We start from the raw sequence: 24,365 nt of genomic DNA, 5'->3' as shown, positions 1-24,365 counted from the left end.
CGCTGGATTTGTCCGCATCACTTCAGCGACACAACGATGCCGATCACAGCCAAGGCATTGCCGGTGATCCACTGCCAGTGCTTCAGCCAGAAGGTACCGAGCAACTTAACTGCCGTTGCAAGCGGCGGCTGAAGGAATATTTGCATGTCCGATAGCCCCCGACAACTGCCTCAGTCGCGCTAGAACGTCTTTCGCCTCATCAGGACGTGCCGCGCGTAAGGTAAGCAATGCTGCGGCAAGTGCTGCCTTATCGGTGTACTGCAATAGCTCCGCAATTTCCTCGGTAGGCGCAGGCAACGCATTACACATGTATTCAAGGACGTCAGCCTCGATCCGTTGGGTTAACACCCGCTCTATTTCGTCTTGTTGCGCTGCGGCTACGACTTTTCTCCACTGAGTCAACCTGGTACTCCGCAAAGCGACGGGGTCCAGACCGTAACCGAATTTCTCAACTGCTCGCTCTACGTAGGGGTCGAACTTATACGCAGGCCATTCGCGGTCCAGCCGAAATTGAAGTTGTGCGACAAGCTGTTCACCGTCAATGGGATCGCTCAGTTGATCACAGGTCCTAATTGCGAGCGTCAGAAGTTCCGACAGCTCGATGAGGAGCGCGTCAAAACAGGCCTTCCACTGGCTTGGGCTTACGGGAGTGCCGGCGCCACATGTTTTTGCAAACCAGTCCGCGGCACTGCGCAGAGTCTTGATGTCGCGCGTGCTATCCAACGCAAGGTTGTGGCTCGTCGCAGTACGTAACGCGCCAACGTGGGGGAGCAGGGCGCTTGCCACGCTCCAGGGGGGAAGTGACTTCAGGAAGCCTAACGGGACCTTTGCCGTTTCGTTGAGCATGACGTAACCCCACGCCACCAAACGATAGAAAGAAAGCTCGTCGGAATCGCCTTGCGGCGGCTCGAGCGTGATCTCGGCCAGCGGCGGAGATACGTGCACCGCGAGGCGTCGCCGCAGATTGGTCAACGAAGAATGCAGCATTACGAATGTCATGGCTTTCCTCCGATACGGATCGGATCGGCGATCGGCCCGAGGAAATTGAATGCGATGTTGAATTCCCGGATTTCTCGTCCGTTTCGGAGGTCCTGTTCTGGGAACTGCCTGGCCTCAAGATCGATCGTCCCGGAAAAACTCTTTACTGAAATTGACCAATTGCCCTCCTTGCGGAGGCGTTCCACCGTGCCACGATATCCTTCCGGGTCCTTGCTAACCAGGAGTAGCCGACGTACGACGCGAGAGCCATCCTCAAAGTCCGAGTCACGCGACAATTGGTTGAATTGCTCACGTGCCAGCGTGGGATTGCCGACGATCCAGTGCAGTGCCGCCTCGAGGAGGCGATAAACATTGGATGCGCCGGTCCCGGACAATTCATTCAAGGAGCGCACATATTTCAGAATCGTATTCTGGAAGGTAGGGTCTTGCGGAATGACGCATCTATCACGTCGCAGTAGTCGATCGCCCGCTACGGCTAGCCATCGCAGCTGGATCAATAGCTGCAGGGCGCGAGCGTCGTGGACAATTCTCTCGTATCGATCTTCAAGATAAGTGGCGCCGCTGTCAGCGTCTCTTAGCATTGCCGCGTCAACAGGGGCTGCTCCGTCGAGTACGTCTGGGCAAAACGAACGCGCGCGCAAATAATAGGCCGTAGCGGGCTTGAGTAACTCAAGTTTATTAAATGAGGTTTCCTCGAGTTTGTTGTCTCGAAGTACTAGTGCAACCTTCAGACGCCGCTCCTCGAACTCCGGCCGATAGCGTTGCAGACTGTTGTCCGCATTAAAACTGTCAATCGTGGAATAGATATCGGCGACCAATTCCAGCTTTCCTTCGTCTGAGAGAACATTCTCTCGCACGATAAGCGCGGGTGCCCACATCGCAACGTCGAACGGATGGAATGAGTTCGCTGTGGATGCGGTAGTTATCGCTACTCGCGCAGCGCCGTAGGCGATCATTACCTGTTCGGCACTGGCGTTTCGGCTGGCCAGCCCACATGCCTGATAGCAATATATCGTTGCGCGTTCAACGTATAAGCTTTGCCGTGTTCTCTTGCCTGCGGACAGCTTTCCAGCCGCTGTCTCTCTTAGTGCAATTTCGATTACTTCTCGCGCCTCTTCAAGAATTTGGTCGCGCTGCTCGTCGGACAGCCGGTCGTTCTCATCAGCCGTCTGATCCGAAATGTAGACCGTGTCGCGGCGGAACGCCGACTCCTGGAGCATCAGGCTTGCATCATGCACGTTGTACCGCGTGCGCAATTCCGTCAGGGCACGAGCGAAATCCAAATATCCTTTCTGGTAATTCTTTAGCCTCGGTCCGTCACGGCGCATCTTGTGCAAAAGGTCGAGCAGGAAGTCGCGCTCGGCCGTGGCGTCTACGCTAGAAAGCCGTGCTGCGCGGATTAGCTCCACAATGTAGCTGACCTCACGCGATGTATTGGTCAAGCGTCTAGCGCAAATCAGCTCGGCCTCCAGCTGCAATCGAGGGAACACTAACAGATCGTTGCCCTCAGTGTCGGCCATCTTCCACCGGAAAAGGTCCAGCTGGTCGAACATGTAGAGGATTTGCGCGTAGTCTAAGTTGTTATTGACGTTGCGTATTGCACGAAGCAACAAGTTGACAGGAACAGCGCAGTCAAGCCGTCCGGCGATCATTACGTAATCAACGAAACGCCCCGCAGCATCCTCGCCGTCGGCTACTGCGGCACCTTCGTCGAAAATGTCCATGTTGCCTTCGACTAAACCAGCGTCAATCAGCTTTTGCGCAAGCTGCGACTGGATACGTTGCGGCCTCGGGACATTCCGCGCTCTAAGACGGATCAATTCCTCCGTAGCACGTGCCTCGTCGTTGACACCCCCGACGAGGCGCGCTCGGCTGACCGACAGATGTCGATACAACATAGGAAGCACTTGGTCGCCGGCGCGATGGTAGTCGATTCCCACGCTTTGCCCGAACCGCGCAATTAGTGTTTTGAGTCGCATGGACTCGCCAGGGCTTAAGGTCGGTAAGGCTTCCGCATATTTCGCGTCCGGAGCGCGTGCCTTTTCTTCGAGTCGATAGCAAGTGCCGATGAGGATGACTCGACGACCCCGACTCTTCAGACCATCTATCAGTTCCCTGTAGCGGCGGATATCGGAATTGCAATCACACAAAATCGCCGTGCATTCAGCGCCGCTGCGTTCTGCTATCTCGCAAAACGCGTCTAATTCCGTCGGCACCGGCACGCGGGCCCACGAATACAGCACTGGTAGGTTGAACTCGTTCCGCAACCGCAGCGCGGCGCGTGCGATCGCGAGGCTTTTCCCCATGCCCGACTGGCCATGAACGATGAGCAAGCTTTCTCCTTGCCCGGGCCGCTGCACAATTTGCTCCAAATAACCCCAGAGCTTCGCCTCGAAGTCTCGAGTGATCGAAAATTCTCTAGCTGTGCCCTCAACTAATCCGCGGGCACCGGCCAAGTCGCCATGGAACCTACGAAAGGCTTCGGTCAATTGGAAGTTGTCGAGTGGCTCGGGTGGATCAGTCCACGTGTCGTCTACGACAGCTGCTGCGGCCTCAACGCGGAGTCGCGTGCCCGCTGGCAGGCGTAAAAATCTGTCGCCGCCCAACATGATGGTGCCGGAGTCGGACTGAAAAATTGTCGGCGCGCTGGGAGACGAGTCTTGCGCAATTTCAATTGCCAGTACAGCCTCTTCAAGGCTTCGCTCGTCAAAGTGCAGATTGCCGCTGGCGACGAGGTCGGCAAAAAACTCAGACGGTGGCGGTGTTTGGTGCGCGAGGAACCAAATAATGCGTAGACCAGGCTCGGAGGACAACGGCGCGAGCAGTTCATCGACTGCAAGCCAATCACCAGCGTCAAGGCCTGCGACTACTAGAAGGCCTAGCGATGTGGCGGTCTCGGGAATTCGATTGATCAGGGCATTGGCGTGAACCAGGCGCCGTGTTTGTAAGTCCTTTCGTGATCGTGGTGCGCGAGTTTCCGGTGATGTCTCATCAGCCCGACCGAAAAGATAGTGGACTCCTGGGCGGGCGCGGCTCCGGGGCACTCGCGGGAAATGATCCTTGGAAAGAACAGACTCTGGGATTCGCCCCCGCGTCTCGAGCCGCATTACGATTCGAGGATCTACGGCTGACGTAAAAACCGCACTCCATGCGACCTGAAATATCTGCTCAAGCGTCTCGGATAGCACTTGGCGCTCAAAACGCTCAACGATCCAGCCATAGATTTCATCATTCAATGGCTGCTGCAATACGGAGGTCCACGTTGGATGAGGACTGGGCGTGCCGAGATGTTCTTCAATCTTGGCCACGAGGGGGTCCGGACCGGCGCACGGGCTGGAATATTTCTGCCCCAAGAATAGGACAACGGGTCGACTGCTCGTGATAGCGTCACCGAACTGCTTCAAAACCTCGTCGGACACACCTGGCCTCTCGCATAGTTACTAGGAAGGCGTCTCCCTTTAGATCAACGCCGAAGAACTGCTGGTAATAGGAATGCAGAAGCCTAGCATCCGGGTCGCCGAGTCCGCATAGCTTTCAGATCGCAAGAAATAATAAGATATATTTTATTACAAAATCGGGCGCGTGGAGCGCCGCTCGAGTCGATTTTATTGAAGCGATTATGGAGATCGAACGACCGAGCGACATGGGTCGGCGGTCGCCACTCATTTAGTCGACGACCTTTGAATTGGTTGAGCGCCAAGAGCCGCTCGCGACCAAATCGGATGCGCCGCCTGCGATGGGCTTCCAGCGACGGGCGGCCGCCTGTCTTTATCAAGTGGGGCTTAGTTTAGTTTCCATATCGTTGGGGCAGCCCAGCGACACGAACCCCACGCGCGGCGCGCGACCCGGATCCGCGCCCTGCGCGGCGGCCGTGATGGCGTTCAGCGTCGAGTTGCTGCCATCGCTGGCGGAAGTGCCGGCGCCTTTGCCGGGCCGGGATTGTTCAAGGATTTCCAATCTAGTTCACCGTAGGTTCGCGCACCGGCTCTTGCGGTGCGGCGGGGTATTCGTCAAGTGTTCGGGTTCAGGCGGATTCGCCTGGGTGGCGGGGCGGCAGGTCGCGCAGCGTTTCCGGGTGGAGGATGGCCACTTGCAGCAGGGTCTGGGCCGCTCCCGACGGATGGCGGCGGCCCTGTTCCCAATCCTGCAAGGTGCGCACGCTGACGCCCAGCAATTGCGCGAAATCCGCTTGCGGCAAACCGACGCGGCTGCGCGCTTCGCTGATATGCGACGCCTGCCACCGGGCGGGAAGCGCCGGCGGAGCTACTTTCTTCATGACTCGTTCAATTTACGGGCAGCGCCGCCTCTCGCCATCGCCTGGGTTCATGCGATGCGCCGGGAGCAGCAACTGCGGGGAAGCGGGGAATTATACGGCAATGCCGTAGGGGGCGATAGCGAAAGGGTTCCGCGGTGTGGCGTAGGTGGGCGCGGTACACGATATGTCTTCGCAACGCCGGTGCCGCGGATAGTGGAAACGATTAGCAATGGTGCGTCCCTGATTGTTGGCCGCGCCTCCAGGGCGCCCTAATCCCTTTTGCCCTTTACGGCGCTCCGCGCCGGTACAGCGCCAGCGTTCCCGCCAGGCCGATCATCAGGCTGCCGCAAACGCGGTTCAGCCAGCGCAGGCCCGACCCCTGGAAGGCGCGCACCAGTTGGGCGCCCAGCGTGGCGTAGACCAGCATGGTCAATATATTGATGGTGGCCAGGACGCAGGCCACGATGGCGTATTGGGTCGCCAGCGGCGCTTGCGGGTCGATGAACTGGGGCAGGAAGGCCGACATGAACAGCAGCGCCTTCGGATTGGTCAGCGCCACCATGAAGCTGCGCATCCCCAGCGCCAGGCCCACGGGCCGGTCCGCGCCAGCCGTGGCCGACGGCAGGACGAGCGCCGCGTCCGAGCGCAGCATCTTCCAGCCCAGATAGGCCAGATAGGCCGCGCCCACCCATTTGATGAGCAGGAAGGCGACTTCGGACGCCGCCAGCACCACGCCCAGGCCGGAGGCCACCGCGCCGACCAGGATCAGGTCCGCCAGCACCGCCCCGGCCATCCCCCAGCCCGCGGCGCGCACGCCATGGCGCGAGCCGTTGCTCAGGGCCAGCAGGGTCGTGGGGCCGGGCGTCACGATGGCGACGGCCGAGGCCAGGATGAACAGCAGCAGCGTGGCGGTGGTCATGACGAAAGCGCTCCCGGGTAGGGGCCAGTTTGACGCGCGGGCCGCCATTCGTCCAGGTGCGGCTACCATATCGGTCTTATCTTCTGAATTCCCACCATGTCCACGCGTTCCGACTCCCCCCATCTGGCCCCCCCGCTTTCCTCCGTTCTTCTTTCCAGCGCGGGGGTGGTCGAGGGCGTGCTGGACGGCCGTTCCCTGACGGACGCGCTGACGGACGTGAGTTCCGCCCTGCGCCCGGCCACCCAGGCCGTGTCGTTCCATGCGATGCGCTACCTGGGCTGGGCCGACGCCGTGGGCCGCGAACTGGTCCAGCGCTATCCCAGCGTGCTGTTCGAATCGCTGCTGCTCGTGTCGCTGACCTTGCTGAAAGAAGAGGGCGAAGCCGCCTCCGCGCTGCCCGGCATGCCGGTGTACGCGCCGCATACGGTCGTGGACCAGGCCGTGACGGCCGCCTCCAATACCCGCGCCCTGGCGTCCTTCAAGGGCATGCTCAACGCCTGCCTGCGCCGTTTCCTGCGCGAGCGCGCGGCGCTGGAAGCCGCAGTGGCGGATAGCCCCGAGGCCCAGTGGAACCACCCCGGCTGGTGGGTCAAGCAGCTGGGCGTGGCCTATCCGCAGCAATGGCGCGAGATCCTGGCCTCGGCCAACGTGCCCGCCCCGCTGACGTTGCGCGTGAACCGCCGCCGTGCCAGCCGCGAGCAGGTGCTGGCGGCCTTCCAGGACGCCGGCCTGTCGGCGGAGCCCGTGGGCCAGTCCGGCCTGGTGATGAGCAGCCCCAAGCCCGTGACCCAGTTGCCCGGCTTCGCCGAAGGCTGGTGGTCGGTGCAGGACGCCGGGGCGCAGTTGGCGGCCGAACTGCTGGCGCCGGCCGACGGCATGCGCGTGCTGGACGCCTGCGCGGCGCCCGGCGGCAAGACCGCCCACCTGCTGGAGCTGGCCGATATCGACCTGGTGGCGCTGGACGCCGACGGCGAACGGCTGGAACGCGTGGAGCAGAATCTGGACCGCCTGGGTCTGGCCAGCAGCCGCGTCCAGCTGGAAGCGGCCGACGCGTCGGACCTGGACGCCTGGTGGGACGGCAAGCCGTTCGACGCGGTGCTGGCGGATGTGCCCTGCACGGCGTCGGGCATCGTGCGCCGCCACCCCGACATCCGCTGGCTGCGCCGCGAAAACGACGTTCGCCGCACGGCCACGCTGCAGGCCAAGATCCTGGATTCGCTGTGGCAGACCGTCGCGCCCGGCGGCCGCCTGCTCTATGTGACGTGCTCGGTCTTCCCGATCGAAGGCGCGCGCCAGGCCCTGGAATTCCTGCAGCGCCACCCGGAGGCCCAACGCCTGGACGCGCCGGGCCAATTGCTGCCAGTTGCGGTCGATGCAACACCGGCGGCCCAACATGACGGGTTTTTCTACGCCTTGTTTGCCAAGCAGTCCTGAATCCCCAAGAATAGGGGCATGACGGTGTTTCGGTGTCGTATGTCCATTATTTCGCGTTTATTTCTTGGGTTGTTGCTCGTATCCGCCTTGCTTTCACTGGTGCCGGGCGGCGAGGTATATGGCGCCGAGCCGAAGGTCGTGCGGGTCGAACCGGTCGTGCGCGACGGCCGCCTGGAGATCGACGCGGACATCGAATTCGAACTGAACCAGCAGTTGCGGGACGCCGCCCAGCGCGGCGTCCCCCTGTATTTCACGGCCGATCTCACCATGACGCAGGAGCGCTGGTGGTGGTTCGACAAGGCGCTGGTCGACACCTCCCGCACGTGGCGCGTCGTCTATAACGCGTTGACCCGGCAATGGCGCGCGGGGGTGGGCGAGCTGTCCTTCCCGGTGGCGTCGCTGGACGACGCCATGAGCGTCATCCGCCACATCCGGAGTTGGTCGGTGGCGGATGCCGGCGACTTCGACGAAGGGGTGTTGTACGCCGGCCAGCTCCGGCTGCGCCTGGACACCTCGCTTTTGCCCCGGCCGTTCCAGGTGAACGCCTTGAACAGCAGCTCGTGGGCGCAGGGGACTCCCTGGATGGACTTCTCGTTCACGCTGAGCGGCAAGGAGAAAGATCCCTCATGAGGCTGTTGCTCCGGCTGGCCCTGATGGTGGGTGCCGTAAGCGGCCTGGCGTTGCTGGGTTTGCTGGCATGGTCCACGGGCAATGCTTCGCGCTTTGCGCGCTATTACGACACGCTGCTGGTGCTGAACGGCATTTTCGCGCTGGCGCTGTTCATCTGGGTGGTGGCGCTGACGGTGCGGCTGGCCCGCCAGATCCGGCGCCGGCAGTTCGGCGCGCGCCTGACGGCGCGCTTTTCGCTGGCGTTCGCGCTGATCGGCGTGGTGCCCGGAGCCCTGATCTACACCGTGTCGGTGCAGTTCATGTCGCGCTCCATCGAATCCTGGTTCAACGTGCGGGTGGATACGGCGCTGGAGGCGGGCCTGAACCTGGGCCGCGCCGCGCTGGATTCGCTGCTGGCCGACCTGGATGCGCGTGCGCGCTCCATGGCCATGGAGTTGAACCGCAGCACGGACAGCGGCGTGATGCTGGCCTTGACCCGGCTGCGCGAAGCCAATGGGGTGCAAGAGGCCATGGTATTCACGGGCAGCGGGCGCATGGTGGCGTTTTCCACCAGCCAATATGGTCAGTTGCTGCCCGCGATGCCGCCGTCGACGGTCATGAACCAGCTGCGGCTGGCGCGCGGCTATTCCGCGGCCGAAGCCGACGACCCGGTCACGGCGGGCGCCGAAGGCGGCTTGCACCTGCGCGTGGTGATTCCGCTGACGGGGCCTGACCGCTACGACAACCTGCTGGGCGCGGCGTCCGAGCCGCGCTGGCTGCAATTGCTGCAACCGGTGCCCGACCAAATCGCGCACAACGCCAACCTGGTGCAGCAAGGCTTTCGCGACTATCAAGAGCTGGCGCTGTCCCGCCTGGGGCTGCGCAAGCTTTATGGCATTACGCTGACGCTGGCGCTGCTGCTGGCCGCGTTCGGCGCGATCGCGGTGGCGCTGTCCCTGTCCAAGCGCCTGGTCCGGCCGCTGCTGAGCCTGGCCGGCGGCACGCAGGCCGTGGGCGTGGGCGACTACCGCCCGCTGCCCGAGCCGCCCGAACGCGACGAAGTCGGCCAGCTGACACGCTCGTTCAACGCCATGACGCGGCAGCTGGACGAAGCCCGGCGCATGGTCGAAAGCAACCGGCAGCAGCTGGAGCGGTCCAACGTCTATCTGGAAAGCGTGTTGTCCAACCTGTCGTCCGGCGTGCTGGTGTTCGACGAGTCGTTCCGCGTCACTACCGTCAACCAGGGCGCCCAGACCATCCTGGGGGCGGACCTGCGCTCGGTGATCGGCCGTCCGCTGGAAACCGTGGACGGCATGCTGGAGTTCGCCAATATCGTGCGCCAGGCGTTTTCGACCCACGCGGCCGTGGGCTCGGAGCGCCAGCACTGGCAGCAGCAGTTCGAAATCAGTCCGGCCCAGGGCGACGCGCCCGCCCCGCCGCAGCCGCTGACCCTGCTGGCGCGCGGTACCCACCTGCGGGTGGACGGGCGCGGCAACGGGTATCTGGTGGTGTTTGACGATATTACCGAAGTGATTTCGGCCAACCGGACCGTGGCCTGGGGCGAAGTGGCCCGCCGCCTGGCGCACGAGATCAAGAACCCGCTGACCCCCATCCAGCTGTCGGCGGAGCGCCTGGCCATGAAGCTGGAAGGCAAGCTGCAGCCGGCCGAGGCGCAGATCGTCGAGCGTTCCACCAACACCATCGTCAACCAGGTGGCGTCGCTCAAGCAGATGGTGGACGATTTCCGCGAGTACGCCCGCACGCCGCCGGCCGTCATGCAGCGCATCGATTTCAACGCGCTGGTGGCCGACGTGCTGTCGCTGTACGGCTGGGAGCCGGACGGCGGTTCGTCCCGCCTGACCGGCAAGGCCCTGAACCTGGACGTGAACCTGGGGGCGGACCTGCCGCCGATCGAAGGCGATCCCACGCAGTTGCGCCAGGTGATCCACAACCTGATGTCCAATGCCCGCGACGCGATCGCCGAGCTGGGCGGCGAGGGCCGGGTCAGCGTGACGACCCAGCTGATGCGCAGCGAACAGCCCGACCGGGCTGATCAGCAGGCGCTGAGATTTACCGTTGCCGACACCGGGCCGGGCTTCCCGCCGCAGGTGATGCAGCGCGCGTTCGAGCCCTACGTAACCACCAAGTCCCACGGGACTGGGTTAGGATTGGCAATCGTACGCAAGATTGTGGAAGAGCATGGCGGACGTATCGACCTTGCCAACCGCAAGGAAGGAGGCGCGCGGATTTCCATCTTGTTGACCCGGTTGGCTCCCGGGGCAGATACTATGGACGCGACCGCGCAAGAAAAGGATAATGCGGCTACGCAATAGGTGGATGCTTTATGGCCAGAATTCTGGTGGTTGACGACGAAGTCGGTATACGTGAGCTTTTGTCGGAGATCCTTTACGACGAAGGACACACGGTCGAGCTGGCCGAAAATGCGGCGCAAGCGCGTGCCGCGCGCCTTCGCATGCGTCCTGATCTGGTGTTGCTGGACATCTGGATGCCCGACACCGATGGCGTGAGCTTGCTGAAAGAGTGGGGCTCGCAAGGCCTGCTCGACATGCCCGTGATCATGATGAGCGGCCATGCCACCATCGACACGGCGGTCGAGGCCACGCGCATCGGCGCCATGGATTTCCTGGAAAAGCCCATCACGCTGCAACGTCTGCTGAAGACCGTCGCGGCTGGGCTGGCGCGCGGGCGCGCCCCGCATCCGGCGCCTGCCGCCGCGAATCCGGCTGCCGCCAACGCCGCCGTGGCGCTGGAAGACGAGCTGGATCCCCCGGTCCTGGCGACGGCGCCCGCCAACGAAGTGCCGGTCACGTCCAACGGCCAACTGGGCAGTATTTCGCTGGACCAGCCGCTGCGTGAAGCGCGCGACGAATTCGAGCGCATCTATTTCGAATACCACCTGGTCCGCGAAAGTCACAGCATGACGCGCGTGTCCGAACGCACCGGGCTGGAACGTACCCACCTCTACCGCAAGCTCAAGCAATTGGGCATTGAGTCGGCGCGCAAGCGCAGCACATGAAGATCCTGATCATGGGCGCTGGTCGCGTAGGCACCAGCGTGGCCGAAAACCTGGTGTCCGAAGAAAACGACATCACCGTGGTGGATTCCGATCCCACGCAGCTTCAATACCTGCAAGAACACTTCGACCTGCGCGTCGTCCATGGCGACGGCTCGCAGGTGTCGGTGCTGGAAGCCGCCGGCGCCGCCGATACCGACCTGCTGATCGCCTGTGCGGCGTCCGACACCGCCAACATGGTGGCCTGCAAGATCGCCCGCCAGCTGTTCAATATCCCCCGCCGCATCGCCCGCATCCGCTCCGCGGAGTTCCCGGAACACCCGGAACTGATGAGCGAAGAGGGCTTTTGCATCGACGCCCTGATCAGCCCCGAACGCAGCGTCACCACCTACCTGCACAGCCTGATCGAATTTCCCGAGGCCTTGCAGGTCGTGGAATTCGCCGAAGGCCGCGTGTGCGTCGTGACCGTGCGGGTGGGGCATGGCAGCCCGATGGCGCATTCTTCCGTCGACAAGCTGCGCGACGTGTGGCCCGACGTGAAGGCGCGCGTGATCGACGTGCTGCGCGGCGGGCGCCCGTTGCGGGCGGGCAGCGGCACGGTCATCGCGCCGGGCGACGAGGTCGTGCTGGTGGTGGATTCGCGCGACGCGCGCCGCGCCGTGCGCCAGTTGCGCGAGGCCGAACGGGCCGTGCGCCGCGTGATGATCGCGGGCGGGGGCAACATCGGCCTGCGCCTGGCGCGCCAGCTGGCCGAAGAGAAATACAGCGTCCGCATCATCGAGCGCGACCTGAAGCGCTGCGAATACCTGGCGACCCAACTGCCCGACAGCGTGCTGGTCCTGCATGGCAGCGGCACCGACGAAGCCTTGCTGGAACGCGAGAACATCGAAGACATGGACACGTGGCTGGCGCTGACCAGCGACGACGAAGACAACATCATGTCGTCGCTGCTGGCCAAGCGCCTGGGCGCCCGCAAGGTGATCGCGCTGATCAACCGCCAGGCGTATGGCGAATTGATGCAGGGCAGCCATATCGATATCGCCGTGTCGCCGTCGCAGGCGACGATGAGCGAGCTGCTGCGCCACGTGCGCCGCGGCGACGTGGCCGCCGTGCACCGCTTGCGCCAGGGCGTGGCCGAAGCGCTGGAAGCCATCGCCCACGGCGACCGCTCGACCTCCAAGGTGGTGGGCCGGCCGGTGGGCCAGATCAGCCTGCCCAAGGGCGCCAGCATCGGCGCGCTGGTCCGTGGCGACGAAATCATCCTGCCGGATGCCGACACCGTGATTGAAACGGACGACCACGTGATCGTCTTCGTGCCCTCGCGGCGGCAGATGCCGCGCGTGGAAAAGCTGTTCCAAGTGTCGGCGTCGTTCTTCTGATGCGGATCCGCCCCATGCTCCGCCACGGGCCGCGCGCCACCGGATAGGCTCCCATGAAGCGCGTCCTGGGCACCCTCTATATCCTGGGCCTGACCATGGTGATGTTCGCCCTCACCATGCTCATCCCGCTGCTTGTCGCCTATGTGGGCGGCGATGCGGCGCGCGAAGCCTTCCTGAACGGCTTCCTGATTTCGGTGGGCATCGGGGGCGGGCTGGCCGCCTTGACGCGACGCAGCCGCTGCGAACTGCGCGCCCGCGACGGCTTCGTGCTGGTGTCGGCCGTGTGGGCCGGACTGCCGCTGCTGGCGGCCATTCCGCTGATGCTCTACTTCCACGGGGCCGGGCTGCCGCTGTCGTTCACCGGCGCCTACTTCGAAGCCATGTCCGGGCTGACGACCACGGGCGCCACGGTGCTGACCAACCTGGATGCGTTGCCCGCGTCGATCAACCTATGGCGCGCCACGCTGATCTGGATCGGCGGCATGGGCATCCTGGTGCTGGCGGTGGCGATTCTGCCCCTGCTGGGGGTCGGCGGCCACCAGGTGGTGCGGGCCGAAACACCGGGTCCCATGAAAGACGAGCGCCTGACGCCGCGCATCGCCAGCACGGCCAAGGCCCTGTACGCGGTGTATTTCGTGTTCTCGATCCTGTGCTTCCTGGCCTACCGCGCCGTGGGGCTGTCGTGGTTCGAGGCCTGGTGCCACATGGCCACGACGATGGGGCTGGGCGGGTTTTCGACCTGGGACGACGGTTTCGCCCATTTCGACTCGGTCGCCGTGGAAATGGTGGCCATGGTGTTCATGCTGATCGCCGGCATCAACTTCGCCACCCACTTCAACGCGTTCCGCCAGCGCAGCGCGCGCGCCTATTGGCGATGCCCGGAAGCCGTGCCCTACCTGGTCCTCGTGCTGGGGGCGGGCCTGGTCATTTCCATCTTCCTGTACGTGAAGGGCGTCTATGGCTCGCCGCTGGAGGCGCTGCGCTATGGCATGTTCAACACCATTTCGATGGCCACCACCACGGGCTACGCCAACACCGACTTCGCGCAGTGGCCCCTGTTCGCGCCGCTGACGATGCTGCTGCTGTCGGGTTTTGCCACGTCGGCGGGGTCCACCGGGGGCGGGATCAAGATGATCCGAGCGATCCTGCTGGTCAAGCAGGCACGCAATGAACTGGTAACAATGTTGCATCCGCATGCGATCAGTCCCGTGCGGATCAATGGCCGGGCGGTGGACAGCCGGACCATGTCGTCCGTGCTGGCCTTCATGCTGTTCTATGGGCTTTCCATCGCGGTATTCACGAGCCTGCTGCTGCTGTCGGGCCTGGACCCGATCACGGCGTTCTCGGCCGTTTTCGCCAGCGTCAACAACACCGGGCCGGGCCTGGGCCCCGTTGGCCCCATGGGCAACTTCGCGGTGCTGTCCGATTTCCAGATCTGGGTCTGCACCTTCGCCATGCTGATCGGCCGCTTGGAACTGCTGACCGTCCTGGTGCTGTTCACGCCGATTTTCTGGCGCAAATAAGGGCCACCGGGCCCGAAATTTTATAAGGGAAAACCCGAATCAGGGTTATCCCGCCCGGTCTCGGAAACCGCTTCCCGACTGCCATTCCGGCCGCCATCGGCCCGCGAGCCGCGCCATTTCTATGTTGTGAGCGCTTGCTCACTGCCCCTCAGAGGGCAAAACCGAATGCTTCGCGATGTTGCACACAAATGTCACGATTTTCAATCGTTTTGCCACAAACCTGCGGCTATCATGCGTTCACAAGTCGCCGTCTAGTGCCCCCCGGGAAGCTGCCGGGCTTCAAGGTCGAACGGCGCGTCCCTCATCAAACATTCAAAGGAGTCCGAGATGGAACAGATCCCGTTCATTTCGTCGGCCCCCAACACCCTGGGCATCGAACTCGAGCTGCAACTGATCGACCCCCGTAGTTTTGATCTGACCGCAGCCTCTGACGAGCTGCTGGCCCAAATGGCCAACCATCCCATTGCCGACCGCGTTAAACCGGAAATCACGCGGTCCATGATCGAATTGAATTCCTCGGTGCATGAGCACCCCATGGGCCTCTTGGCCGAAATGCGCGAGATGCGCGACGCCTTGGTCGAAGCGGCCGACGCGGTCGGCGTCGCGGTCGCCGGCGGCGGCGCCCATCCCTTCATGCGCTGGCAAGAGCGCTCCATCTCGGATACCCCGCGCTTCCAGTACCTGGCCGAAATGTACGGTTACCTGGCGCGTCAATTTACGGTCTTCGGCCAGCACATCCACCTGGGTGTGAAGAGCGGCGACGACTCTATCAAACTGTTGCGCCGCCTGTCGCCGTATGTGCCGCATTTCATCGCGCTGTCGGCCTCGTCCCCGTATTGCGAGGGCGTCGATACGCTGTTTTCGTGCTCGCGCCTGAACGCGGTCAACAGCTTCCCGCTGGCTGGCCACATGCCGCCCGACGTCAAGGACTGGTACCAGTTCGAGGCCCACCTGTCGCAACTGCGCGCCTACGGCCTGGCCGAGAGCATCAAGGACCTGTACTGGGATATCCGCCCGAAGCCGGAGTTCGGCACGGTGGAGATCCGCGTGTGCGATACGCCGTTGACGGTTGAACGCGCGTGCCAGATCGCGGCCTTCGCCCAGGCGCTGGCGGTCTTGCTGATGCGCGAGGACGATCCCAGCGACAGTGCGTGGCTGTCTTACCGCAGCAACCACTTCCAGGCCTGCCGTTTCGGCCTGCAGGGCAGCTACGTCACGCCGGAAGGCCAGCGCTTGCGCCTGATGGACCATCTGCGGGCGTTGTTTCAGCGGCTGATGCCGGTGGCGGAAGAACTGGGGACGGGCGACATGATCGCTGCCTTGCGCGACGAAGCCATGCGTAGCGGCAACGATGCGCGGTGGCTGCGCAGCCAATTCCATCGCCTGCGTGATCTGCCGCTGGTGGTGGACGCGATGACGCACACCTGGCGTGGCGAGCCGGCCGGGGCTGCCCCGGCCGAACCCACCGCGGTCCTGCGCCGGCGCATCCGCGCCAATTCAGAGCCGATGCAGCCGTTGTCGGCCTCTGAACCCGGCGTCAGCGTGCCGCTGCCGGAACGCTTGCACTAAGTAAGCACGAAGCAACCAGGCACCAAGCACGAAGCGGCCCCGGATGGGGCCGCGCTTCAAGGATTTCCGCGGTGCCGCCCGCCGATCGCGCTGACGGACAACCGGGTCTCTCCAGCCACCGTGCGGTGCGCGGCGGCGCGCCAGGCGTGGCCGTACGCTACTTCGATACTCAAGGCAATCAGGCCATCTGGCCGGCGTTGCGCTTCCAGCGCGGCGTACAGGCGGTCGCGCCAGTCCCGGCCGACCAGGCCGCCGCGGCGGCCCTCGGCAGGATTCCCACCCAGCGCGCGCACATCTTGCAGCAGTTTTTCGGGGCTGCGGTAGGTCAGGGTCAGCAGTTCCTGGTCCATGACCGGATCGGCAAAGCCGTTTTCCACCAGCAGGTCGCCGAAGTCATGCATGTCCACGAAGGACGGCGTGGCGGTCGCGAGGCCGGCATCGGTCAGGGCCTGGCGCAGTTCGCGCAGGGTGGCTGGCCCCAGACACGAGAACATCGCCAGCCCGCCCACTTTCAGGATGCGGCGCCATTCCGCCAGCACCGCGTGCGGGGCGCGGTGCCAGTGCATGGCCAGGTTGGACCATACGAGTTCCAGCGATTCGGGGGCCAGGCCGGTATCCGCCAGATCGGCATTGAGGAAGGCCGGGGCCGTCGGACCGCGGCGGGCCAGCTTGCCGATCCAGGCGCCCAGGCCGGCAGGCGCATGGCGCTTGCGGGCCCGTTCCAGCAACGGCTCGCAGTTGTCCAGCCCGGTATAGCCGGCGTCCGGATAGCGCTCGCGCAGCAGCGGCAGGTTGTCGCCCGCGCCACAGCCCGCGTCCAGCATCGCCTGGGGCTGCACGCGGATGTATTGCAGGCGGCCGAGCATGCGCCGGGCCACTTCCCCATAGAGGAACTGGGCGTCGGACAAGTCGCCACGGCGGGCGAACTGGCGGGGCACGTCGGCGCTGACGAGGGGAAGGGAGGGGAGCGGTGCGGATTCTGGCAGGGACATTTCGGTCGCGCCCGCGTCTTCGCCGCGGGGCGGAACATGATTTCATGAGGGATGGCACACATTATTGCGCATCCCGGCGGCCGGGCCCGATTCTCCCTACAAGGCATGGGGCGGCGGGTGTGGTCGCGGATCGGCTGCGATTGCCCGCTATGCGGCGCGCGGGTGGCGGGCGCGCGGCTGTGCAGTGGCTGCGAAACCGACATCACCGCCTTGCCGGGCGGCCGGTCCCGGTGCCCCCGGTGCGCGCTGCGGTTGCCCGCCCTGGCGCCTGCTTGCCCGGCGTGCCTGGGTGGGTCATGGGCCTACGGGCGGACCTTCGCCGCGTTCGACTACACCCCGCCTGCCGATGCCCTGATCCAGATGCTCAAGACCCGGCTGCGCCTGAGCATGGCGCCAGTGCTGGCCCGGCTGCTGGCCGCGGAGATCCGGCGTGGTGGCGGGTTGCCCGAGGGCTGCCTGCTGGTGCCGGTGCCCGCCAGCCGCGCGTCGCTGCGCCTGCGCGGCATGAACCCGGCGGGTGAAATCGCCCGCAGCCTGGCGGCCGAACTGGCGTTGCCCTTGGCGCGCGGCGCGCTGCGGCGGCGCCGGGAAACGCCCCGCCAGACATCGCTTGGACGGCGCGCCCGCCAGACGGGCGCAACGGGTTTGTTCGCCGCGTCTTCCCGGGTGCGCGGGCGCCACGTGGCGGTGGTCGACGACGTCATGACGACAGGCAGCACGGTGCAGGCGGCCGCAAGCGCCTTGCTGGCGGCAGGTGCCGCCAGCGTGACCATCGTGGTGGCGGCGCGTACGCCTTGAAGGCGAGCGGCAGCGCGTCCCGGCGGCAAATCGGCGACAATCCGCCTGCGCGGCCAATCTGGCGCCGCAAGCCGTCCTAGTTCCTTATCCGCCATGTTCCACGTCATCCTCGTCTGCCCCGAGATCCCCCCCAATACCGGCAACGCCATCCGGCTGTGCGCCAATACCGGGGCCCAATTGCATCTGGTGCGCCCTTTGGGTTTTGAACTGGATGACGCGCGCATGCGCCGCGCCGGCCTGGACTATCACGAGTGGCAGCCCGTGCGGGTGCACGACACGCTGCAAGAGGCGCTGGACGACACCGGCGCCGATGCGTCGAGCATCTACGCGCTGACCACGCAGGCGCAGCGCAGCGTGGCGGATATCGGTTTCAAACCGGGCGACGTGTTCGTATTCGGCCGAGAAACGGCGGGGCTGTCGCCGGAGCATCAGGCGATGTTCGCGCCTCAGCAGCGCTTGCGGCTGCCGATGCGCGCGGGCCAGCGCAGCCTGAACCTGTCGAACGCGGTTGCGGTGACGGTGTTCGAAGCCTGGCGCCAGCAAGGCTTCGAAGGCGGCGTGTAGGCCGCCTGGCCCAGGCGGCGTTTTCCAGGGGGCTTATTCCCGGCCGCTTAGTCCAGCGACAGCTTCAGCTTTTCGATCACCTGGTCCCAGCGCGCCTTTTCGCTCTTGATGCGGGCGGTCAGGGCTTCCGGCGTGGACGCCGCGGGGGTGAAGTACTGCAGGGCCAGCTGCTTGCGCACGGCCTCGCTGTCGATGATGCGGGCCAGTTCGCTGTTCAGCCGTTCGATGATCGGCGTCGGCGTGCCGGCGGGGGCCAGCACGGCGTTCCACGAAATGGCTTCGAAGTCGGGGTAGCCCTGCGAAGCCATCGTCGGGATGCCCGGCAGCGCCTCGCTGGGTTGCAGGCTGGTCACCGCCAGCAGCTTGACCTTGCCGTCGCGGGCCTGCGGCACGGCGATGGCCGGCACCATGAAGCCGGCTTGCACGTCGCCGCCGATGATGGCGGTGATGACCTGCGGAAATCCCGAATACGGGATATGCGCCAGGTCCACGCCGGCGCTTTCCTTGAACATCTCCATCGCCAGGTGGGCCGAGCTGCCCGGGCCCACGGAACCATAGTTCAGCGAATTGCCGCGGCCTTTGACCAGTTTGACGAAGTCCTGGACGTTGTCGACCTTCAAGCTGCCCGGCACGACCAGCACGTTGGGGCTGGTGCCCACCAGCGTGATGGGGGCCAGGTCGGTCAGCGGGTCGTAGCCCAGCGTCTTCTTGTACAGCGTGGGCGCCGTGACCAGCGGCCCGTTGATCGTATAGAGCAGCGTGTAGCCGTCGGGCTTGGCCTGCGACACGACGCGCGTGCCGATGTTGCCGCCCGCGCCCGGCTTGTTGTCGATGACGATGGGCTGGCCCAGCGCCTGTGACAGCGGCTCCGAGATCGTGCGCGCCAGGATGTCGGGCGACGATCCGGGCGGGAAGGGCACGACCATGTGGATGGGGTGGTCGGGCCAGTCGGCGTGGGCGGCGGCCGGCAGCACGGCGGCCAGGCTGAGGCACAGGCCGCGCAGAAGCGGGCCGACCCGGAGTTTTCGGGTTTGCGTCATGAAGGATGTCTCCTCGGAATCGGTGCGGTGTCTTGTTGTTAGGGAGGGGTCAGAGATGGCCGCCCAGCGACGGGTCCAGCGGGCCGCCCGCATCGGCGCTTTCGTCGCGCGCGTCACGCGCGAGCAGGGCGGACACGGCGGTCATGGGCGCCACGCCGTCGAACAGCACGGCGCAGACGGCTTCAGTGATGGGCAATTCGACGTTGATGGCGCGGGCGCGGTTCAGCGCGGCGCGCGCGCAGCGCACGCCTTCGGCCGTGATGCCGCTGGCCAGGATGTCGGCCAGCTTGCGGCCGGCGCCGATCTCCAGGCCGACGCGGCGGTTGCGCGACAGTTCTCCGGTGGCGGTCAGCACCAGGTCACCCAGGCCGGTCAGCCCTGCGAAGGTCTCGGCGCGGGCGCCCAGCGCCACGCCGAAGCGCGTCATTTCGGCCAGGCCGCGGGTGATCAGCGCGGCGCGGGCATTGGTGCCCAGCGCCAGCCCGTCGCCGATGCCGCAGGCGACGGCGATCACGTTCTTCAACGCGCCGCCCACTTCCACGCCCACCAGGTCCGTACTGGCGTAGACGCGCAGCGCGGCGCCATGGAAGGCGGCGGTGGTGGCGTCGCGCAAGGCCGCGCTGGTGCTGGCGACCGTCAGCGCCACGGGCAGGCCCTGGGCGACTTCGCGCGCAAAAGAGGGGCCGGACAGTGCTCCGCCGACTGCGTCAGGCAACGCCTGGCGCATGATTTCGTGAGGCAGCCTGGCCGTGTCGGCTTCAAAGCCCTTGCACGTCCAGACGATGGGGGTGTCCTGCAATCCCAAGGCGGGCAGCCGGCGCGACAATTCGCCGCAAATGGCGGTCAGCCCGGACACGGGCACGCCCAGCACGATCAGGCGGCGCGCGCCCTCGTCTTGCAGGCTGCGCAGCGTGGCGTCGAGATCGGAGGAGACATTCAGGGCCTGGGGCAGGGAGATGCCAGGCAGGTAGCGCGCGTTCTCATGCGTGGCGGCCATGCTGGCGGCCTGCGCGGCGTCGCGCGCCCAAAGCAGGGTGGCGTGGCGGCGGCTGGAGGCCGCCGCCAGCGCGGTGCCCCAACTTCCCGCACCCAGGACGGCGACGCGCAAGCGCGGCTCTGTGGGATGGTTCATCGGGGCAGGGTGTGCTTACTGGCGCGTGGCGCTGGGGGGCAGGATGATGCCCGAGTCGCTGCCATTGCCGTTGCCGTTGGCGGCGCCGCCTTGCTGCTGTTGCAGTTCGGCCAGACGTTGCTCGTACAGGGCCTGGAAGTTGACTTCCGTCAGGTGCAGCGGCGGCATCGACGTGCGGGTGATCGCGTCGGCGATGTTGGCGCGCAGGTACGGGTACAGCATCGTCGGGCAGACGATGCCCAGCAGCGGATCCAGCTGCTCTTCCGGGATGTTGGCGGCTTCGAAGATGCCGGCTTGCGTGCCTTCGACCAGGTACACGACCTTGTCGCTGATGCGGGTGGTGACGGTGACGGTGACCGTGGTCTCGAACACGGTTTCGGCCAGACGCTGGCCGCCCACGGTGATGCTCACTTCAACCTGGGGCGCTTCTTGCTCCAGGAAGACGTGGGGCGCATTCGGCATTTCCAGCGAAAGGTCTTTCAGGTAGACGCGTTGCAGATTGAACGAGGGCGCGTCGTTGCCGCCTTCTTGCTGGGTGTTTTGGTCTTGATCAGCCATGAGTGTTTCCGTTGGTGGGAGGGGCAAAGGTAAGGGCGATTAGCCGTTCAGCAAGGGGGCAAGGCCACCCGAGCGGTCCAGGGCCATCAAGTCGTCGCAACCGCCGACATGGGTATCGCCGATGAAGATCTGCGGCACGGTGCGCCGGCCGGTGCGTTCGATCATGACATCGCGCTGGGACGGGTCCCGGTCGATCTGGATGATCTCCAGGTCGGCCACGCCGCGCTGCTCGAGCAGCGCCTTGGCGCGGGCGCAATAAGGACAATAGTCCTTGCTGTACATGACAACTTTATTCATAGGCGCTCCTGCGATTCGGAGTTGAAAGAAGGGGACGGGCGCCCCGGCTCAACCCTTCTGGGTCACCGGCAGGCTGGCGGCCGACCAGGCGCGCATGCCGCCATCCAGCGGCACCACGTCGGTGAAACCCTGCGCGCGCAGCTTGGTGGCGGCGCGGGCGGAGTCACGGCCATTGTCGCAAACCACGACCAAAGGCTTGTTCTTGGGCAGCGACGCGGCCTTTTGTTCGATGTCGGCGGCCGGCACGTTGCGGGCCTGGGCGATGTGGCCGGCCTGGAACTGCTCGGCGGTACGCACGTCGACCCAGACGGCGTTGCGCTGGTTGACCATCTGGATGGCCTCGCCGGTGCTGACGGCCGAGCCGCTGCGCCCCTTGCGGAGCGCGGGAATGGCTAGCATCACGCCGGCGATGACGGCGACGGCGACGATGAAGACGTTGTTTTTATCGAGCAAGAATTGCAGAAGATCCACGGGGCATCCTGAAGTACGGCGACAAGCCAGGTAGGGGCGAACCCTTGGCGTCGCCTCAGGCGCCGCGCCATGGAAATGGACGGGTGCGCCGGGGCAAAATCAAGGGCAAAATCACTCAATTATAAAATGAGCGCATTCTTTAACCATCCCCTAACTTTAACCCGCGCGGAAAGCGTGCCAAACCATGCATAAACTTGTTCTGATGCGCCACGGCGAAAGCCAGTGGAATCTGGAAAACCGCTTCACCGGCTGGACTGACGTCGACCTGACCGAAACCGGCCGTGAACAGGCCCGCAAGGCCGGAGAATTGCTGAAGAAAGAGGGTTACACCTTCGATCTGGCCTATTCGTCGCTGCTCAAGCGTGCCATCCGCACCCTGTGGATCGCGCTGGACGCCATGGACGCCATGTACACCCCGGTGGGCGTGAACTGGCGCCTGAACGAACGCCACTACGGTGCGCTGCAGGGCTTGAACAAAGCCGAAACCGCCGCCAAGTACGGCGACGAGCAGGTCCTGGTCTGGCGCCGTGCCTACGCCATCGCCCCGGAACCGCTGTCGCTGGACGACGAGCGCCATCCGCGTTTCGACAGCCGCTACGCCAAGATCCCGGCCGACCAGCTGCCGGCCACCGAGTGTCTGAAAGACACCGTGGCCCGGGTGCTGCCGTTCTGGAACGAATCCATCGCCCCGGCCATCCTCGCCGGCCGCAAGGTGCTGGTCGCCGCCCACGGCAACAGCTTGCGCGCGCTGATCAAGCACCTGGACAATGTGTCGGACGACGACATCGTCAACGTGAATATTCCGACCGGCCAGCCGCTGGTCTACGAATTGGATGATGACCTGCGCCCCATCCGCCACTATTATCTGGGCGATGCCGCCGAGATCGAGGCGGCCATGGCTGCCGTCGCAGCCCAAGGCAAGGCTAAGAAGGACTAAAAGGACCTGTTCACACCAGATGGAACCTCGCATGATTGCGCAATCACCCTTCGGGCAGGCTGGAACTCGGGCGCCAAGCGTCGTTGTGACCACCTTGCGTGGTGCAGGCCACGCGGCGTCGGCCACGCCTAGCCTGGCACCCGATTTCCAGCCTGTGCGAGGCTCCCTCCGGTGAGAGCAGGTCCTTCTATGCGTCGCACGGCAGGGTGGTTGTTGGCGGTCATGTTGGCCGGTGGGGGGCTGTCGGCTCAGGCGGCGCCCAACGACCTTGCCGGACGCCAGTCCGACGCCGAACGCCAGCAGGCCGCCTTGCGCGACCGCATCGAGAACTTGCAAAAGGACATCGACGGCCGCGAGGCCGCCCGCAAGGAAGCGGCCGACGCGCTCAAACAGTCGGAATCCTCGATTTCCAAGATCAACCTGCGCTTGCGGGAGCTGGCCGACGCCAACCGCCAGGCGCAGGCCGACCTGACCGGCCTGGAAAAGCAGATCGGCGCCCAAGAAGCCGTGCTGGCCAAGCGCCGCACCGAGCTCGCCGAGCAGTTGCGCACCCAATACACCAGCGGCGTGTCGCCCTGGACGGCCCTGCTGTCCGGCGACGATCCCCAGGTGCTGGGCCGCAATCTGGGCTATCTGGACTACGTGTCCCAGGCCCGCGCCAACGCCGTGCAGGCGCTGCGGGCCGATATCGAACGCCTGGCCGCCTTGCAGACGCGCGCCGACGCGCGCCGCGGCGAAATTGAAAAAGTGGTGGCCGAAACCTCCGAGCAGAAGACTGCCCTGGTTGGCCAGCAGAAAGAGCGCGCCACGCTGCTGGCGCAGCTGGAAGGGCAGATCGCCGCCCAGCGTGCCGAAGCCAACAAGCTGGGCCGCGACGACCAGCGCCTGTCCCGCCTGATCACCGACCTGGACGCGGCGATCACCAAGCAGATCGAAGAGGCCCGCAAGGCCGAAGAGGCGCGCAGGAAGGCCGAAGAGGCCCGCCGGGTAGAAGAAGCCCGCCGCGCGGCCGAAGACGCCAAAAAGCGTGCCGAAGCGCAGCGCCGCGCGGACGACGCCCGCAAGAAGGCCGAGGCGGACCGCAAGCTAGCGGCCGATGACGCCGCCCGGCGCGACCGCGACAGCCGCGATGCCCGCGATGCGGCCCAGGCCCGCGAACAAGTGGAAGCGGCGTCGCGCCAGAACCGCGGCCCGGTCGCCGTGGCCGACCCGGACGCCGCCGGATTACGTCCGGCTGAACAGCGGCACACCCGCCTGACGGATCCGGCAGGCACGCCGCCGCCCGCGGCGGAAAAACCGGCGGAGCCCCCCAAAAAGGCGGAACCCGTCGAGGCCGAAACCACTCCAACCCGTAGTGCATCGGCCCAGCAGGCCGCCCGTGCCGTGCCGCTTGGCGGCGGCAGCGGTTTGAAGCATGGCCTGGCCATGCCGGTGCGCGGGCAGGTGCAGGGCCGTTTCGGGGTCGACCGCCCGGACGGCGGCGTCTGGCGTGGCGTGGTGCTGCGCGCGCCGGAAGGCACCCCCGTCAAAGTAGTGGCTCCCGGTACCGTCGTCTACGCCGAATGGCTGCGCGGTTTTGGCAACCTCATCATTGTGGATCATGGCCAGCAGTACCTGACGGTCTATGCTTACAACCAAAGTCTGCTCAAACGGGTGGGAGATTCGGTGACAGGTGGCGATACTATTGCTACGGTAGGGGCAACCGGCGGCCAAGTGGAATCCGGCCTATACTTTGAAATTCGCCATCGTGGCGCTCCTGTGGATCCGGCCCAGTGGCTGGCCCAGTAGGGGCATTGGCAAAATTGTCGTTGGTAAATAACCGTTGGTGAATTACCAAACCCCATCGGCGAAAACA

The 24,365-nt window shown here is 65.0% G+C and carries 22 protein-coding genes; 11 read left to right on the top strand and 11 right to left on the bottom strand.

What is annotated here, in order from left to right; genetic code table 11:
- Positions 1-105 precede the first annotated feature (105 nt).
- From A9973_RS00605 to A9973_RS00585, 5 genes are all read right to left on the bottom strand, one after another.
- Positions 106-999: a hypothetical protein gene (locus A9973_RS00605; protein WP_183011852.1), complete on the bottom strand. Its 894-nt coding sequence runs from the start codon at positions 997-999 to the stop codon at positions 106-108.
- Complete coding sequence (locus A9973_RS00600) at positions 996-4,307, bottom strand: ATP-binding protein (protein WP_183011851.1); 3,312 nt, start codon at positions 4,305-4,307, stop codon at positions 996-998. The genes A9973_RS00605 and A9973_RS00600 overlap by 4 nt, the downstream gene beginning before the upstream one ends.
- Positions 4,308-4,770: 463 nt before the next feature.
- On the bottom strand, positions 4,771-4,956 hold the full coding sequence (locus A9973_RS00595; RefSeq protein ID WP_255468971.1) for a hypothetical protein: 186 nt from the start codon (positions 4,954-4,956) through the stop codon (positions 4,771-4,773).
- A gap of 67 nt (positions 4,957-5,023) precedes the next feature.
- On the bottom strand, positions 5,024-5,275 hold the full coding sequence (locus A9973_RS00590; protein ID WP_183011850.1) for a DNA-binding transcriptional regulator: 252 nt from the start codon (positions 5,273-5,275) through the stop codon (positions 5,024-5,026).
- 265 nt (positions 5,276-5,540) lie between these two features.
- Positions 5,541-6,173, bottom strand: a complete 633-nt coding sequence (locus A9973_RS00585; RefSeq protein ID WP_183011849.1) for a LysE family translocator — start codon at positions 6,171-6,173, stop codon at positions 5,541-5,543.
- Between the two features lie 96 nt (positions 6,174-6,269).
- Here A9973_RS00585 and rsmB point away from each other — a divergent pair, with 96 nt between their 5' ends.
- The 7 genes from rsmB (at position 6,270) to A9973_RS00550 (ending at position 15,721) form a co-directional block, all read left to right on the top strand.
- Complete coding sequence (gene rsmB / locus A9973_RS00580) at positions 6,270-7,607, top strand: 16S rRNA (cytosine(967)-C(5))-methyltransferase RsmB (RefSeq protein ID WP_183011848.1); 1,338 nt, start codon at positions 6,270-6,272, stop codon at positions 7,605-7,607.
- Positions 7,608-7,646: 39 nt separating this feature from the next.
- Positions 7,647-8,237, top strand: coding sequence for a DUF4390 domain-containing protein (locus A9973_RS00575; RefSeq protein WP_370539419.1), 591 nt, complete (start codon positions 7,647-7,649; stop codon positions 8,235-8,237).
- Positions 8,234-10,549, top strand: a complete 2,316-nt coding sequence (locus A9973_RS00570) for an ATP-binding protein (protein ID WP_183011846.1) — start codon at positions 8,234-8,236, stop codon at positions 10,547-10,549. Before A9973_RS00575 ends, A9973_RS00570 begins: the two co-directional genes overlap by 4 nt.
- Before the next feature lie 11 nt (positions 10,550-10,560).
- Entirely contained in the window at positions 10,561-11,253 is a 693-nt protein-coding gene (locus A9973_RS00565; protein WP_183011845.1) for a response regulator, read from the top strand.
- Positions 11,250-12,629, top strand: coding sequence for a Trk system potassium transporter TrkA (trkA, locus tag A9973_RS00560; RefSeq protein WP_183011844.1), 1,380 nt, complete (start codon positions 11,250-11,252; stop codon positions 12,627-12,629). The genes A9973_RS00565 and trkA overlap by 4 nt, the downstream gene beginning before the upstream one ends.
- 53 nt (positions 12,630-12,682) lie before the next feature.
- Positions 12,683-14,152 carry a TrkH family potassium uptake protein gene (locus tag A9973_RS00555; RefSeq protein WP_183011843.1) on the top strand — a complete coding sequence of 490 codons (1,470 nt, stop codon included), beginning with the start codon at positions 12,683-12,685 and terminating at the stop codon, positions 14,150-14,152.
- Positions 14,153-14,479: 327 nt separating this feature from the next.
- Positions 14,480-15,721, top strand: a complete 1,242-nt coding sequence (locus tag A9973_RS00550) for a YbdK family carboxylate-amine ligase (protein WP_183011842.1) — start codon at positions 14,480-14,482, stop codon at positions 15,719-15,721.
- Between the two features lie 56 nt (positions 15,722-15,777).
- On the opposite strand, the gene A9973_RS00545 is transcribed toward A9973_RS00550, so the two are convergent.
- Positions 15,778-16,713: a methyltransferase domain-containing protein gene (locus A9973_RS00545; RefSeq protein WP_183011841.1), complete on the bottom strand. Its 936-nt coding sequence runs from the start codon at positions 16,711-16,713 to the stop codon at positions 15,778-15,780.
- Between the two features lie 51 nt (positions 16,714-16,764).
- On the opposite strand from A9973_RS00545, the gene A9973_RS00540 reads away from it, so the two are divergent.
- Both A9973_RS00540 and A9973_RS00535 read left to right on the top strand, forming a co-directional pair.
- Positions 16,765-17,511 (top strand): ComF family protein, encoded by a 747-nt coding sequence (locus A9973_RS00540; RefSeq protein ID WP_370539418.1) that lies wholly within the window; start codon positions 16,765-16,767, stop codon positions 17,509-17,511.
- A 93-nt stretch (positions 17,512-17,604) separates the two neighbouring features.
- Complete coding sequence (locus tag A9973_RS00535) at positions 17,605-18,075, top strand: tRNA (cytidine(34)-2'-O)-methyltransferase (RefSeq protein ID WP_183011840.1); 471 nt, start codon at positions 17,605-17,607, stop codon at positions 18,073-18,075.
- Positions 18,076-18,122: 47 nt separating this feature from the next.
- Here the strand turns inward: A9973_RS00535 and A9973_RS00530 are convergent, their stop codons facing one another.
- The 5 genes from A9973_RS00530 to A9973_RS00510 are packed head-to-tail and all read right to left on the bottom strand — an operon-like array spanning position 18,123 to position 21,573.
- Complete coding sequence (locus A9973_RS00530) at positions 18,123-19,115, bottom strand: tripartite tricarboxylate transporter substrate binding protein (RefSeq protein ID WP_183011839.1); 993 nt, start codon at positions 19,113-19,115, stop codon at positions 18,123-18,125.
- A gap of 49 nt (positions 19,116-19,164) precedes the next feature.
- Positions 19,165-20,247 carry an NAD(P)H-dependent glycerol-3-phosphate dehydrogenase gene (locus A9973_RS00525; protein WP_183011838.1) on the bottom strand — a complete coding sequence of 361 codons (1,083 nt, stop codon included), beginning with the start codon at positions 20,245-20,247 and terminating at the stop codon, positions 19,165-19,167.
- A gap of 15 nt (positions 20,248-20,262) precedes the next feature.
- Positions 20,263-20,805, bottom strand: a complete 543-nt coding sequence (gene secB / locus A9973_RS00520) for a protein-export chaperone SecB (RefSeq protein ID WP_183011837.1) — start codon at positions 20,803-20,805, stop codon at positions 20,263-20,265.
- Positions 20,806-20,844: 39 nt separating this feature from the next.
- Positions 20,845-21,102, bottom strand: coding sequence for a glutaredoxin 3 (gene grxC, locus A9973_RS00515; protein WP_006224674.1), 258 nt, complete (start codon positions 21,100-21,102; stop codon positions 20,845-20,847).
- Positions 21,103-21,150: 48 nt separating this feature from the next.
- On the bottom strand, positions 21,151-21,573 hold the full coding sequence (locus tag A9973_RS00510; protein WP_183011836.1) for a rhodanese-like domain-containing protein: 423 nt from the start codon (positions 21,571-21,573) through the stop codon (positions 21,151-21,153).
- Between the two features lie 184 nt (positions 21,574-21,757).
- On the opposite strand from A9973_RS00510, the gene gpmA reads away from it, so the two are divergent.
- Together gpmA and A9973_RS00500 are read left to right on the top strand one after the other, a co-directional pair.
- Positions 21,758-22,510 (top strand): 2,3-diphosphoglycerate-dependent phosphoglycerate mutase, encoded by a 753-nt coding sequence (gpmA, locus tag A9973_RS00505; RefSeq protein ID WP_183011835.1) that lies wholly within the window; start codon positions 21,758-21,760, stop codon positions 22,508-22,510.
- 189 nt (positions 22,511-22,699) lie between these two features.
- On the top strand, positions 22,700-24,298 hold the full coding sequence (locus A9973_RS00500) for a murein hydrolase activator EnvC (protein WP_183011834.1): 1,599 nt from the start codon (positions 22,700-22,702) through the stop codon (positions 24,296-24,298).
- The last annotated feature ends 67 nt before the right edge of the window (positions 24,299-24,365 follow it).

The sequence above is a fragment of the Achromobacter sp. UMC46 genome, from assembly GCF_014170335.1.
Taxonomy (GTDB): domain Bacteria; phylum Pseudomonadota; class Gammaproteobacteria; order Burkholderiales; family Burkholderiaceae_B; genus Achromobacter.
Note: the sequence above shows the minus strand (reverse complement) of the source record. Positions and strands in the feature narration are given on the sequence as shown.

Bases quoted from the DNA above. Each gene is read 5' to 3' on its own strand.
- A9973_RS00605 (WP_183011852.1), bottom strand. From the start codon at position 999: ATGACATTCGTAATGCTGCATTCTTCGTTGACCAATCTGCGGCGACGC.
- A9973_RS00590 (WP_183011850.1), bottom strand. From the start codon at position 5,275: ATGAAGAAAGTAGCTCCGCCGGCGCTTCCCGCCCGGTGGCAGGCGTCG.
- A9973_RS00585 (WP_183011849.1), bottom strand. From the start codon at position 6,173: ATGACCACCGCCACGCTGCTGCTGTTCATCCTGGCCTCGGCCGTCGCC.
- rsmB (WP_183011848.1), top strand. From the start codon at position 6,270: ATGTCCACGCGTTCCGACTCCCCCCATCTGGCCCCCCCGCTTTCCTCC.
- A9973_RS00575 (WP_370539419.1), top strand. From the start codon at position 7,647: ATGTCCATTATTTCGCGTTTATTTCTTGGGTTGTTGCTCGTATCCGCC.
- A9973_RS00570 (WP_183011846.1), top strand. From the start codon at position 8,234: ATGAGGCTGTTGCTCCGGCTGGCCCTGATGGTGGGTGCCGTAAGCGGC.
- A9973_RS00565 (WP_183011845.1), top strand. From the start codon at position 10,561: ATGGCCAGAATTCTGGTGGTTGACGACGAAGTCGGTATACGTGAGCTT.
- trkA (WP_183011844.1), top strand. From the start codon at position 11,250: ATGAAGATCCTGATCATGGGCGCTGGTCGCGTAGGCACCAGCGTGGCC.
- A9973_RS00555 (WP_183011843.1), top strand. From the start codon at position 12,683: ATGAAGCGCGTCCTGGGCACCCTCTATATCCTGGGCCTGACCATGGTG.
- A9973_RS00550 (WP_183011842.1), top strand. From the start codon at position 14,480: ATGGAACAGATCCCGTTCATTTCGTCGGCCCCCAACACCCTGGGCATC.
- A9973_RS00545 (WP_183011841.1), bottom strand. From the start codon at position 16,713: ATGTCCCTGCCAGAATCCGCACCGCTCCCCTCCCTTCCCCTCGTCAGC.
- A9973_RS00540 (WP_370539418.1), top strand. From the start codon at position 16,765: ATGGCACACATTATTGCGCATCCCGGCGGCCGGGCCCGATTCTCCCTA.
- A9973_RS00535 (WP_183011840.1), top strand. From the start codon at position 17,605: ATGTTCCACGTCATCCTCGTCTGCCCCGAGATCCCCCCCAATACCGGC.
- A9973_RS00530 (WP_183011839.1), bottom strand. From the start codon at position 19,115: ATGACGCAAACCCGAAAACTCCGGGTCGGCCCGCTTCTGCGCGGCCTG.
- A9973_RS00525 (WP_183011838.1), bottom strand. From the start codon at position 20,247: ATGAACCATCCCACAGAGCCGCGCTTGCGCGTCGCCGTCCTGGGTGCG.
- secB (WP_183011837.1), bottom strand. From the start codon at position 20,805: ATGGCTGATCAAGACCAAAACACCCAGCAAGAAGGCGGCAACGACGCG.
- grxC (WP_006224674.1), bottom strand. From the start codon at position 21,102: ATGAATAAAGTTGTCATGTACAGCAAGGACTATTGTCCTTATTGCGCC.
- gpmA (WP_183011835.1), top strand. From the start codon at position 21,758: ATGCATAAACTTGTTCTGATGCGCCACGGCGAAAGCCAGTGGAATCTG.
- A9973_RS00500 (WP_183011834.1), top strand. From the start codon at position 22,700: ATGCGTCGCACGGCAGGGTGGTTGTTGGCGGTCATGTTGGCCGGTGGG.